At 45.9% G+C, this 13,165-nt stretch carries 7 protein-coding genes; 4 read left to right on the top strand and 3 right to left on the bottom strand.

What is annotated here, in order from left to right:
* Window positions 1-398 precede the first annotated feature (398 nt).
* The 4 genes from CLV31_RS16215 to CLV31_RS16200 all read left to right on the top strand — a co-directional run bounded on the left by CLV31_RS16215 (window position 399) and on the right by CLV31_RS16200 (window position 5,411).
* On the top strand, window positions 399-2,282 hold the full coding sequence (locus tag CLV31_RS16215; RefSeq protein WP_111393961.1) for an amidophosphoribosyltransferase: 1,884 nt from the start codon (window positions 399-401) through the stop codon (window positions 2,280-2,282).
* 454 nt (window positions 2,283-2,736) lie between these two features.
* Entirely contained in the window at window positions 2,737-3,789 is a 1,053-nt protein-coding gene (locus CLV31_RS16210) for a M42 family metallopeptidase (RefSeq protein WP_111393960.1), read from the top strand.
* Window positions 3,790-3,905: 116 nt separating this feature from the next.
* Window positions 3,906-4,700 carry a 3-keto-disaccharide hydrolase gene (locus tag CLV31_RS16205; RefSeq protein ID WP_111393959.1) on the top strand — a complete coding sequence of 265 codons (795 nt, stop codon included), beginning with the start codon at window positions 3,906-3,908 and terminating at the stop codon, window positions 4,698-4,700.
* Window positions 4,701-4,703: 3 nt separating this feature from the next.
* Window positions 4,704-5,411: an AbiV family abortive infection protein gene (locus tag CLV31_RS16200; protein WP_111393958.1), complete on the top strand. Its 708-nt coding sequence runs from the start codon at window positions 4,704-4,706 to the stop codon at window positions 5,409-5,411.
* A gap of 128 nt (window positions 5,412-5,539) precedes the next feature.
* Here the strand turns inward: CLV31_RS16200 and CLV31_RS16195 are convergent, their stop codons facing one another.
* The 3 genes from CLV31_RS16195 to CLV31_RS16185 all read right to left on the bottom strand — a co-directional run bounded on the left by CLV31_RS16195 (window position 5,540) and on the right by CLV31_RS16185 (window position 12,995).
* On the bottom strand, window positions 5,540-8,173 hold the full coding sequence (locus CLV31_RS16195) for a valine--tRNA ligase (protein WP_111393957.1): 2,634 nt from the start codon (window positions 8,171-8,173) through the stop codon (window positions 5,540-5,542).
* Between the two features lie 451 nt (window positions 8,174-8,624).
* Complete coding sequence (locus CLV31_RS16190; RefSeq protein WP_111393956.1) at window positions 8,625-10,004, bottom strand: RagB/SusD family nutrient uptake outer membrane protein; 1,380 nt, start codon at window positions 10,002-10,004, stop codon at window positions 8,625-8,627.
* A 12-nt stretch (window positions 10,005-10,016) separates the two neighbouring features.
* Window positions 10,017-12,995 (bottom strand): SusC/RagA family TonB-linked outer membrane protein, encoded by a 2,979-nt coding sequence (locus tag CLV31_RS16185; protein ID WP_111393955.1) that lies wholly within the window; start codon window positions 12,993-12,995, stop codon window positions 10,017-10,019.
* Window positions 12,996-13,165 lie beyond the last annotated feature (170 nt).

The following is a 13,165-nucleotide window of genomic DNA, read 5'->3' as shown; positions in this document are numbered from 1 at the left end:
TTTTTGATTGCCCGTGGATTTTTGAATTCCAATTTAATTACCTGATGCAGGTTTAAATTTTCTTTCAACACTAGGGCCATCGTAATTTGGTTTAGTACTGATCAGAGTCCGGATTCTGATTTCGGAAACTTGTTTTCCGATTGTGCTAGGATAAGTGCCAAGCCCGTGCCAATTGCGATTCAGGGCTGTTTTAGAGGTTTTTGCTAAAAAAATAAGGGGAAATGTGTAGATGACCTCCCCATTGTGAACTGTTCTTTTCCTATATCAGGAGAATAGGTGTCGATCTGCTTCATTGGATCGTTGCCGTAGATAATTCTTCCAAGCAGAACTTTTTATCCGGAATAAATCTTTTGAAATCACTTACCTTTGAAGTCTCAAAAGAACCTTCGTCCTTCTCCATGAGTGATGCTATCAAACATGAGTGCGGTATAGCCATGATTCGGCTGCGTAAACCCACTCAATATTACATCGACAAATACGGATCCGCCTCCTTTGCAGCCAATCGGCTCTACGTCCTAATGCAAAAGCAGATCAATAGGGGTCAGGATGGAGCCGGAGTGGCCAACATCAAAATTGACACCAAACCGGGTACCCGATACATCAGCCGATACCGCTCAGTCGAACCCTCCGCAGTCAACTTCATCTTCGACAAAATCAATAAAAAGTACAAAAAGGCCAAGAAACTCGGAGGTCACGATGCGCTCAGCGACGGGGAATGGCTCAAAGAAAACATTGCCTTCTCCGGAGAAGTTTGGCTCGGACACCTTCGATACGGAACCCACGGAGAAAACAGCATCGAGACCTGCCACCCTTTCCTCAAACAGAATAACTGGAGAAGCCGAAACCTGGTCATGGCCGGCAACTTCAACATGACCAACAACGAGGAACTTTTTGGAAAACTCGTCCAGCTCGGGCAGCACCCTAAGGAAAAAACCGATACCGTCACCGTGATGGAAAAAGTAGGACACTTTTTGGATGAAGAAAATCAGCGGATTTTTGACAAATACAAGCACAACCATACCAACGAACAGCTGACCCACATCATCGAAAACGAACTTGATGTGGCCCGAATCCTCAGGAGATCCTGCCGAGATTTTGACGGAGGGTATGCCATGGCGGGGATGATCGGTAACGGGTCTGCTTTTGTGGTGAGAGACCCTTCCGGAATCAGGCCAGCTTTTTATTATGCAGATGAGGAGGTCATTGTAATAGCTTCTGAGAAACCGGCGATCAAGTCAGCTTTCAATATTGATTTCAATGCCATCAAGGAGATTAAGCCCGGTCATGCCATTGTGATCAATAAGGACGGTTCCTACTCTGAGGATGAGATTTTGCCTGCCAGAGAAAAGAAGTCCTGCTCTTTTGAGCGGATCTATTTCTCGAGAGGAACAGATCCGGGAATCTACCAGGAAAGAAAAAATCTTGGCAAAGCCTTGATCCCTCAGATTCTGAAAGCGATTGACTTTGACCTGAAAAACACCGTGTTTTCCTACATTCCCAATACTGCCGAAACGGCCTTTTTGGGCTTGATCGAGGGATTGGATGAATACTTGGTGGCCAAAAGAAAGGAAGTCCTGCTGGATGGGAAACCTCATGTCGGCGATCTGGATGAACTCCTGAGTTTCCGCCCACGGGTGGAGAAATTGGTCAGCAAAGATGTGAAGCTGCGAACTTTTATCACGAGTGACGAAGACCGAGACTCGATGGTAGCGAGTGTTTACGATACTACTTACGAAGTGATCCGTCCCGGAATAGACACCGTAGTGGTGATCGATGACAGTATTGTGAGAGGAACGACCTTGGAGAAAAGCATCCTGACAACACTCGATAAGCTTAATCCAAAACGGATTGTGATCGTATCTTCTGCTCCCCAGATCCGATATCCGGATTGCTATGGCATCGACATGTCCCGAATGAAGGAATTTATCGCCTTCCGTGCAGCCATCGCTCTGATCAAGGAGCGTAAAATGGAAAATCTATTGGAGCAAGTGTATGAGTCTTGTATATCACAACCTCATAATTCCGAGAATTTTGTGAAGCAGGTGTATGCGCCGTTTACGGATGAGGAAATTTCAGACAAAGTCGCCGAAATTGTAACTACTTCTGAGATTCATGCTGAGGTGAAAGTGATTTTTCAGACTGTTGACAACCTGCACAAATGCATTCCGGATCACTCAGGCGACTGGTATTTTACCGGCGACTATCCGACCACCGGAGGTACCCGCGTCGTCAACCGCGCCTTTGCCAACTATATGGAGGGGAAGGTGGTCAGAGCTTATTGATTGGAGATTAAAAATTTGAGATTTGATTATACAAGGCCTTTGGATCTTCGGGTTCAGAGGTTTTTTTATGGATTTGGTATGCCCTAGTTTAGTTGCATCTGAAGCAGCGGTTTGGTCACGAGATTGAGTGTTTGGGTGCCGGTGGTGGGGAAAGGGAATAGTTCCAGCAACGGTTAAAATTCACTTAATTCAACCCCATTCGGGGTTAAGAGGATCGTTAACCCTTTTTCTTTTTCCTTCCGGATTGGCATTTGGGGCCAATAACCCAAGGGTATTCAATCCCTTCGGGATTTCAATTTGAGCCTGCATGTTTCGGTTATTCAGTAAATCAAGACCATCAACATCTCATCAATGAAAGACAACACAGAACTGAAGATTTGTCTTTTTATTTGATTGGTCGGTGGCAATCTGACCATTTGACTTAATTTCAGGTTCGAAGATCTGATCAAACTATATGGAAATAAACGTCCCCCTTCTCAAGCAAATCTGTGAAATCGCCGGTGCTCCGGGCTTCGAAAAGCGTGTCCGAGACTTGGTCATCGACCTGGTCAAGCCGTATGCCGATGAGGTCAGCACAGACAATCTCGGCAATGTCATTGCGATCAAGCGAGGAAATAGAAATCCTGACGGCAAGCGTGTCATGGTCGCTGCCCACTTGGACGAAATCGGCTTTATCGTGACCCATATCGACGAACAGGGATTTTTGAGATTTCATACGCTCGGGGGATTTGATCCCAAGACCCTCACCGCACAGCGCGTGATTGTGCATGGTAAAAAGGACTTGATCGGAGTAATGGGAAGCAAACCCATCCATGTAATGACCCAGGAGGAGCGGGCAAAGCTTCCAAAGACCACTGATTTTTTTATCGATTTGGGGATGACCAAAGAGGAGGTGGAAAAATACATCACCATCGGTGATTCTATCACTCGAGACCGGGAACTCATCGAAATGGGTGACTGCGTCAACTGCAAGTCTATTGACAATCGCGTGGCGGTGTTTATCCTGATTGAAGCCTTGAAAAAGCTCCAAAATCCAGCTTACGATGTCTACGCCACTTTTACCGTTCAAGAAGAGGTCGGTATTCGAGGCGCCAATGTCGCCGCGCACAGCATCAATCCGGACTTTGGTATTGCACTCGATACGACGATTGCCTTCGATGTGCCTGGAGCGGCGGCACATGAAAAAGTAACCGAACTCGGCAAAGGAACAGCCATCAAAATCATGGATGCGATGACGATCTGCGATTACCGCATGGTGGAATTTATGAAGCAGACAGCCACTAAGGAAGCTATTTCCTGGCAGCCCGAAATCCTGACTGCCGGAGGAACCGATACCGCAGGCGTACAGCGCATGGGCAAGCAGGGCTCGATCGCAGGTGCGATTTCCATCCCAACCCGCCACTTGCATCAAGTCATTGAGATGGCACATAAAAAGGATATTTCAGACTCTATTTCACTCCTCGTTGCCTGTCTAGAGCAGATCGATGGGTATGATTGGAAGCATTGAGCATTAATCCAACCCTCCAAGGGTTTCAAACCCTTGGAGGGTTAACTGCCTTCACTTTTGCTTTGGTCTGTTTCCGAACAGACCACTTACATGTTTGAAATCATACCCCTAAATCTATGAAATCCATCCCCGTCCTTTTTTCCATTCTAATTCTTTTTTCCTGCCAAAAAGCTGAAAAAGAACAACTAGCGACTGAACCAATAGAAACAGAATGGCAAGTCCTTTTTAACGGAAAAGACCTATCCGGCTGGACGCCCAAGATTCATCATCACGAGGTGGGAGACAATTATGCAAATACTTATCGGGTGGAGGATGGAGCAATCGTGGTGAATTACGATGGGTATGAAAAATTTGAGGATCGATTTGGACACCTGTTTTATGAGAAGCCTTTTTCCAGCTATCATCTGAGTTGGGAGTATCGATTTACAGATCAGTTTATGGAGGATGCACCGAGTTATACCTATCGCAACTCGGGGGTGATGTTTCACTCGCAGGCTCCGGTGACGATTTTGAAAGAACAGGATTGGCCGATCTCGGTAGAGTATCAGATGTATGCAGAGGAAAAGGAGGGCGAACCACGGCCAACCGGAAACATGTGCAGTCCGGGAACTGATGTGGTGTTTGAAGGAAAAATCGATGAACGCCACTGCATCAATTCTTCAGGACCAACCTTTCAATGGGATCAGTGGGTAAAAGCCGAATTGATCGTCTATGGTGACTCCATCGTGCATCATTTGGTCAATGGAGATACCGTTTTGACCTACAGCAATCCTCAAATTGGCGGAGGCGTAGCTAATCGTTTTGACCCTGCCATCAAAGTGGACGGCACCCCGCTCAAGTCAGGCTATATCGGTCTGCAAAGCGAGGGGCAGGGAGTGATGTTTAGGGAGATAAAAATCAGGGAGTTATAAACTATGGAAGATGTTATTAAATTTTTAAACACTCTTTTTCCAGAATTTCAAGATGAATACAGAGGTAAATTAACAATTAATCAGGCAGCTGAAGGAATTCAAAAGGTAATTGAGAATGCTGAGGATTTACTAGATGATTCATTAATACTATTTAAAGCAAGTAAATTTCCTAGAGCTATTTCACTTGCAATAATGGCTGTAGAAGAAGTTTCAAAGATTGAAATCATTAAAAAAATCCTCTTAGCAAATGGAATAGAAGGAAGAATTTGGAAAGAATTTAAAAATCATAAAACTAAAAACCATACATGGTATTTTCCAGTCCTGAAAAAATTTTCAGTCCCAAATAATGACGTCAAACATTTTATAGGAGCCAAATCTGATTGGGTTAAGAGAATAGATGATTTAAAAAATCAAACTCTTTACCTAAATGCGAACCGAAAAAATGATGGGTTGGATTTTGAATGGAATTTGCCAAAGAACCTAGTTCAAAAGGAATTTTGTGGGATGTTTCTTGTCGCTGCAATAGAAGTTGTAAAGGATGATAGGATTATATGGGATTCGGATTCATTGGAGATTTTCACTAGACATTGGAAGTTGATTGATGATGAAATTAGATGCGAAAAGCCTGTACTTTTTTATAAAGAACTTCGTGATTTGGGAATGATTTCTGAGGAAAGGTTTATGAAAATAGTCTCAAACTACAATAAATGAAAAATCCAGAGCATCTCAACTCTGGATTTTATTTTATCCGCGGAATTCTGCGGCTTTTTCTGCGATGATCAGCGGGAAACAATTGTTCTAGGAAACCTTCGAGTCCGCCGCGGCGGACTCAAAGGTTATTAGCCCAACTTCGCCAAGCTTTCTTCCAAGGCCTTGATCTTGGCCTCGGCATCTGCCTGCTTTTTTCGCTCCATTTCGATGACGTTGGCAGGAGCTCCGGCTACAAATCGCTCGTTGCTGAGCTTTTTCATGACTGAAGCCAAGAAGCCTTGAGCATATTCCAGTTCCTTTTTCAGATTGGCTTTTTCCTCTTCGATATTGATCGAGTCGCCCATCGGGATAAAGCACTCGTCAGCTTTGACCACAAAACTCATCGCATTGTCTACTTTTTCGGAGAAGTTGAGCGAAGACAGATTTGCCAGCTTGGTCAAGACCGCAGCAAATCGGCTATAGAGTTCAGGTTTCTTGGTGTTGATATGGAGATCAAGAGCCTCTTTCGGAGACATTCCTTTCGAAGCCCGTAGATTTCTCACTTGAGACACCACTTCAAAAACCTGTGCTGCTTCTTCGATGATTTTTGGATCAAATGGTTTTGCCTCAGGCCAAGCCGCCAAAATCAGGGATTCTTTTACCGATCTCTCGGAGATTTGATGCCAAAGTTCTTCAGTAATGAATGGCATAAACGGATGGAGGATTTTCAGAATTCCTTCGAAAAGCTCAATCGTTTTGTCATAAGTCGCCTGATCGATCGGATGCTGATAAGCGGGTTTGATCATCTCAAGGTACCATGAACAGAAGTCGTCCCACACCAATTTATAAGTAGCCATCAAGGCATCGGAAATTCTAAACTTCTCGAAATGCTCGTTGATCTCCGTCAAGGCTTGATTGTATCGGCTTTCAAACCAGGCGATACTTGATGCATTGGCCGATCCGTCCAAATTTGGATCGATCTCCCAACCCTTCACCAATCGGAAAGCATTCCAGATTTTATTGGCGAAGTTTCGGCCTTGCTCGACCAGCTTGTCATCGTAAGGCAGGTCATTTCCGGCAGGAGAGGAGAAAAGCATTCCGGTTCGCACCCCATCCGCACCATACTGAGCAATCAATTCCAGTGGATCGGGAGAGTTGCCAAGAGACTTGGACATTTTTCGGCCCAGCTTGTCCCGCACAATACCGGTGAGATACACGTTTTTGAAAGGCTTTTCTCCGGTATATTCATAGCCGGCAATGATCATTCGAGCCACCCAGAAGAATAAGATCTCCGGCGCAGTCACCAAGTCATTGGTTGGATAATAATACTTCAGTTCCTCGTTTGGTTTGCCTGTAGAAAATACTTCCGTGTCAAACACAGAAATCGGCCACAGCCAAGAGCTAAACCAAGTGTCCAATACGTCTTCGTCCTGCTTCAGATCTGCCAAAGTCCAGCTTTTTCCAAATTGAGCATTCGCCTGGGCCAAGGCTTCCTCAGCGGTTTTGGCTACCACAAATTCCCCGTTGGGAAGGTAGAATGCCGGAATCCGGTGTCCCCACCAAAGTTGACGGGAGATGCACCAGTCGCGGACATTTTCCATCCACACCCGGTACATGTTTTTGAACTTGGGCGGGTGGAGCTGGATCACGTCCTCCATTACTGAGGTGAAGGCAGGCTTGGTGATTTCGTCCATTTTGAGGAACCACTGCAAAGAAAGCTTCGGCTCAATCACCGCATCCGTACGCTCGGAATGGCCAACATTGGACTTGTAGTCTTCGATCTTTTCAAGTTGACCTACTTCTTCCAGAAGCTTTCCGATTTTCTTTCTGGCGATGAATCGGTCTTCGCCTACAAGGATTTGAGCTTTTTCATTCAATGTGCCATTGTCATTCAGGATGTCGATGACTTCCAGTTTATGCTTAATCCCCAGTTCGTAGTCATTGATGTCGTGGGCAGGGGTTACTTTAAGGCAACCTGTACCAAATTCCATATCTACATACTCATCTTCTATGATTGGTATGGCTCGGTTGATAAGTGGTATGATCGCTTTTTTACCCTTCAGGGGTGTGAATCGAGGGTCATTCGGATTGATGCAGATCGCCACGTCGGCCATGATGGTCTCTGGACGTGTAGTAGCAATGGTCAGGAATTGACCTTCACTTCCCTCGATTTGGTATTTGATGTAATAGAGCTTGGAGGAAATCTCCTTCATAATTACCTCGTCATCCGAGAGGGCAGTTTGGCCTTTTGGATCCCAGTTGACCATGCGGATGCCTCGGTAGATTTTTCCTTTTTTGTACAAATCCACAAACACCGAAATCACCGCATCGCTGAGTCCCGGATCCATGGTAAATGCCGTGCGGTCCCAGTCGCAGGAAGCACCGAGCTTTTTAAGCTGCTCGAGGATGATGCCTCCATATTTTTCTTTCCATTCCCAGGCATGGGTTAGGAATTCTTCTCGGGAAATGTCTTTTTTCTCTATCCCTTTTTCTTTGAGGAGTTGGACTACTTTCGTCTCCGTAGCGATGGAAGCGTGGTCGGTTCCGGGTACCCAGCAGGCGTTTTTGCCTTGCATGCGGGCTCGTCGGATAAGTACGTCTTGGATGGTATTGTTCAGCATATGGCCCATGTGGAGCACACCGGTGACGTTAGGCGGAGGAATGACGATGGTGTACGGTTCCTTGCTGTGGTCGATTTGGGAGGAAAAGAGCTTGTGCTCCATCCAGTAGGCGTACCATTTGGCCTCGGCGGCTGCCGGTTCGTATTTGCTGGCAATAGACATACGTTTGTGTTTTTTCGAAGGGGCAAAAATAGGTGAAAAAGCCCAAAAGGCCTTGGATGAAAAAGAAAGGGAAGGAGAAAAAGGGTTTTAAACCATTGGGGGCGTTGAGGAAATTAAGGGATTGCGCAATGCTGCTTTTCCGAGGATCACTTCGCTATTCTTTATTCATTATTCGGGGTTCTGAATTTTTGCCAACAAGCATGTTTATCAAATTTGAAAATTCGAATGTCCAGCTTCTGGAGAAGCAGGACAACAATTCCATTTTTTTCGGAGAAGTGTGAGAGGTGCGAAGGAGATTAAAATCTTTGCGACTTAGCGTCTTTGTGCGAAATAGTTTTCGCGGAATGTGCCTTTAAATTTCTTAGTTTCTGTAAAATTTGAATCGAATTCCAGATTTACATAAAAAAAGACCGACATCGCTGCCGGTCTTTTTATTTTTTTGATCTGAGGATTAATTTCCTTTATACTCATCCCAGCTCAACTCAGCCTGTGGATGAGGAAATTGCGTGAAGATCGTGCCGCCGTCAAAGCTGGTAGGGATCTGATTCAGACGCTCGTAGCGACGTGCATCGATCCAGCGGTGACCCCAGGGCTCAGCCCAAAGCGAATATCTCCTTTGGAACAGAATCTCATCGATCAGGGCCGCTTGGGTAGTCGCTCCGGTGTAAGAACCGATTCCTGCCGCATTTCGGATGATATTGATCGCCTCTACTGCCTGGGTAGCCTGATTCAGGTTAGCATGAGCTTCAGCTTTCAGCAGGATCAATTCTTCATTTCTGATGAAAGGAATTGAGGCTGTATTCGCCGGCCAACGTGCATCCTGATGAGTGCCCACCAATGCCCCTGCGTCCGTTGTAACTGTCACAGCGGTAGTCCTGCGGAAGAATTTGGTTCGAACGCGACGGTCACCCGGAATCGTATCTCTCAATACAGAAGGGTGCACCACAATGATGGTGTTTACTGCTGCGTTAGGCACATAAAACAGCGGATTGAACACATCAGGAGAAGCACCATAAGGGTGGGAAGGTCCTGCATTCAAATCGCCCGTCAGATTCATAAATGAAGCATCCAACGCAGTCAATACTCCTTGCCAGTCTTTTCTATAGGCATTCAAGCGGGCAGTTATCGCGCGATTGACTTGTCTCATTCCCGCAATGGTGTTGTATCCATTAAATCCTCTTGTCAGGATAAAGGGAAAGTTTCCTGATCCGGCTGCCTGAAGGTCTGCATCTCCTTCATCCAAAATGGTCTTGATTGCATCCAATGCCTGGGCATAAGGAACAAAGGGTCCTGGATTCTGCGGGTCTTTGACATCGATTCTGATTCCGTTTTGGTATACAAAATTAGCGGGAATCATAAACTGAAAGCCTTGGATGGTTTTGGCAAATCCTCTAACTGCACTTTTTGAAGTTTCAGGAATCAAGTTGGTATTTGCAGCAGAGGTGATCAACACATCTGCCTGCTTGATCGCCTGATAAGGAGCAGCCCAAGAACCTCCACCGGTGGTCCCGAATCCGAAGTATGCACGGTCAGGTACCCGACCGTTTTGACCAAGCCAATCCGTTTGAAACCGGGGATCTGAAGCGTTTAGATACCAAATCTCACGGCCGAAGGTATTCCAGGCCTGAGAAATATTGGTCACATATCCTCTGTGACGAGACTCCAAGCCCGTCACCAAAAACTGGATTTGTTGAGGTGTGGCGTTGTTGGATACCGAACCGACCGACGGGTTGTTGGGATCTTGCACCTCGTCGAGTTGCAAGGGATTACAGCTGGATAAAACCGCGGCGGAAATCAAAGCTGAAGCGAAATAATTTCTTAAGTTTTTCATGATTTAGCCGGTTTAGAAATCAATGGTTAAATGGAAGAATACTCGACGTGGAGTCGGGTATGGCGCAATGTCCACGTTGTTGGCGATTGCAGTCGCACCAAAGGTGGATGTCTCAGGGTCATAACCTTCGTACTTGGTAAACAAGAAGGCATTGTTAACTGAAGTTCCGACTTTGATTCCCTGTACCGTGCTGCCAAACATGTTGGTGATACTGGCCTTGGAGAACGTGTAGTAGAGGCCGATTTCTCTGATTTTCACAAAGGAAGCGTCTTGTACCCATCTGCCTGCATTGTTGTAGGGTTCTGGAGCACGCTGACGTCCATTGGGAATTCCATCACCGTTATCATCGTCAAACCAACCGTTGGTGGTACCTCCGCCGTCATTCAAGAAAGACGTCAGGTTGATGTTGTCCCCACCTTTTTTCCAATCTACCAAAACCGAAAGGTCCAGGCCTTTTACAATATTGAAGCTATTGAAGAACGACATGTTGAACTTAGGTTGAGCATTGCCCCATACCGTAAACCCTCCGGGTACTTCTGCCGTAGCAGGGGTTCCCACAATCGTGGTAGGAGAGTAGCCTTGCGCATAAAGGAAAGTGCCCAAACCTGAACCGAAAGCTCCAGCAATGTAGGTGGGAATTCCAAGCCTTGTCATGTTCAGTCTGTTTTGCCAGAACATCACCCGGGTAAACCATCTGAAATTTGCCTTCTCGATCGGAGTACCTGACAAACTCAATTCAATTCCTTTGTTTTGCAATTCGGCCTCATTGGATGGCGTAGAAGTCACCCCGGTAGAAGGAGCGAGATTGAGGTTTTGAATGTTGTTTTGCGTGTTTTTGATGTAGTAAGTCGCTTCGATCGCCATTCGGTTGTTGAAGAAACCGGCATCCACACCAAATTCCAATTCTGTCGCAGTCTCAGGTCTGATCAGGGTATTTCCGATTTGGGTACCTACTACAGAGCCCAGTAATCCGCCAATGTTGGTTCCTCCAAGTGGAGTAAAGGTGGCACCAAAGTTTACAGGACCTGCAGTCTCCCCATAGGCAATTCTTGGCTTCAGCTGATTGATAAAGGAGCTGTTCCAGAACCCGAAGTTGCCCAGGTTGAATGCAACTGAAGCTCTTGGAAATGCATAATACTCGTTAGGATTTCCATTAAGGGTAGATTTATCCCATCTGACACCTACAGTACCGATGATTTTGTCTTCAAAGTTAGCTTCCTGTTGTAGGAAAATACCCGCATCTGATACAGTGGAGCGAAAGTCCTGATTGATCTCTTGGATAGCAGCTTGGTTGAGGTTTCTCATGCCAGGAACAAGACCACGTCCACGGTTAAACAGTGCATTGTCTCTAAAATCCAATCTTACCAAACCAGCCTGAGAGTTCATGTTGACTCTACCCAAGTTCCAATTGTACACCAAGGCTGCCTGGAAATTGGTGTTGAAGCTTTCCTGACGACCGACGAAAAGGTCTCCCGGATTGGCTTGGGCTCTTTGGAACTGAAGAAATTCCGGCAGGTATACCAAAGTGGAGTTTTGCAGGAAGTCCAGCCCTCCTGCAACGGTGGCTTTCAAGAAGCTGTTTTGAGTCTTCAAGAGATCAATATCCAAAGTGAAAGCCTGAATGAATCGGTTTACCTTAGAATTGTTGATACCATTATCGGTCACAGCAACGGGGTTTTCTGAGAAATACGGATTAACAGGATAACTGCCGTCCGCATTTCTTCTCAAATCAAAATAATTGGGAACGTAGGCAATGCTGTAGCCGATCGAAGCTCCGGAGTTGTTCTGGTTTCCGGTGAATCCTCGGTCCGTGTTGGATTGAATGTAATTGGTGGAAACTCCCAGTCGGATGCCATTGGTGATTTTGTGATCCACGTTGGCTCTTACGGAGTATCTCTGAAAACCTGTCCTTCTTACAGTTCCTTCTTCATCTGTAATGTTACCGGATACGAAAAACTTGGTTTTTTCATTTCCACCTGACACGTTTACTCTTGTGTTGAGGAGTGTCGCCTGGTTGTTGTAGAAGTAGTCTTCATAGTCAATAAAAGTACCGCTGCTTTGAGCTGCTCGGAATCTTTCCAGTTCGATCGGTCTTCTGGCAACAGGGAAGAAGAAATTGATTTTGTCTTCGCTCCAATCATCCACGCCGAGCAGTCTAAGTGGCTTGGCAAATCCGATATCCTGAGAAAGCGAAACGTTGGTTCTTCCTTCGGCACCTCTTTTAGTGGTGATGATAATAACCCCGGCATTTGCACGTGTTCCGTAAATGGCCGCTGCAGATGGACCTTTTAGGATTTCGATGTTTTCGATATCAGCTGGGTTTAAATCTGCCAAACGGTTGGAGCTGTCATCTTGGTTACTTGCACCTGCTCCGGATACTGTTGCACGACCGGAACGCTGGGAGGCATTGTTGATGTAGACCCCGTCTACGATGATCAGCGGCTGTGAAGCCCCCGTCAAGGAAGAAATACCCCGAAGTTGGATCGAAATACCCCCTCCAGGTGCACCACCGTTGGATCGGATGGTGGCTCCGGCCACTTTGCCATAGAGTGCTCCGTCTGTGGTCTGAATAGTAGTGGTCCCCAAAAGATCTCTGGCTGAAACCGAGGAAACGGCGTTGGCCAGATTACTTCTTTTGACAGATGATGCCAAACCTGTCACGACCACTTCCTCCAAGTTGGTCGCATCCTGCTTGAGTCGGATGGATAGAATGCTCACACCCGGAGCGACTTCTACAGTTTGGCTGAGATAGCCGATGGAGGAGAAAATCAAACTGGCCCCGGCATTGGTAGGTACAGTGATTGAAAATCCACCGTCCAGGTCTGTAATGGTACCTGAGGTAGTCCCTTTGATTAAAATACTGGCACCGATCATGGGTTCACCAGTTCGCTCATCTGACACTTTTCCGGAAACGGTGTATTGAGCGTAAGCCCAACCTACCGAACCCCATAAAAACGCCAGGGAAAGGAGTGTTTTGTAAAATTTGAACATAGGATAAAGAATATTTTGTTTTATCCTATTTAGCGAAAAAATATGGATTGCTTTTCGTTTTTGGGCAAAAGAGATTAGAAAAAGTTATGGGCGGATTTTAATCCTGACGAAATGATTTATAGTTTTTATACTTTCGTTCTTTATAATACAAAAAAAAGCAGGACTTTTGT

Origin of the sequence: Algoriphagus aquaeductus (assembly GCF_003253485.1) — a bacterium.
In the GTDB taxonomy this organism is placed as follows: Bacteria; Bacteroidota; Bacteroidia; order Cytophagales; family Cyclobacteriaceae; genus Algoriphagus; species Algoriphagus aquaeductus.
Note: the sequence above shows the minus strand (reverse complement) of the source record. Positions and strands in the feature narration are given on the sequence as shown.

Coding starts and splice junctions, on each gene's coding strand:
- CLV31_RS16215 (WP_111393961.1), top strand. CDS start 399: ATGAGTGATGCTATCAAACATGAGTGCGGTATAGCCATGATTCGGCTG.
- CLV31_RS16210 (WP_111393960.1), top strand. CDS start 2,737: ATGGAAATAAACGTCCCCCTTCTCAAGCAAATCTGTGAAATCGCCGGT.
- CLV31_RS16205 (WP_111393959.1), top strand. CDS start 3,906: ATGAAATCCATCCCCGTCCTTTTTTCCATTCTAATTCTTTTTTCCTGC.
- CLV31_RS16200 (WP_111393958.1), top strand. CDS start 4,704: ATGGAAGATGTTATTAAATTTTTAAACACTCTTTTTCCAGAATTTCAA.
- CLV31_RS16195 (WP_111393957.1), bottom strand. CDS start 8,173: ATGTCTATTGCCAGCAAATACGAACCGGCAGCCGCCGAGGCCAAATGG.
- CLV31_RS16190 (WP_111393956.1), bottom strand. CDS start 10,004: ATGAAAAACTTAAGAAATTATTTCGCTTCAGCTTTGATTTCCGCCGCG.
- CLV31_RS16185 (WP_111393955.1), bottom strand. CDS start 12,995: ATGTTCAAATTTTACAAAACACTCCTTTCCCTGGCGTTTTTATGGGGT.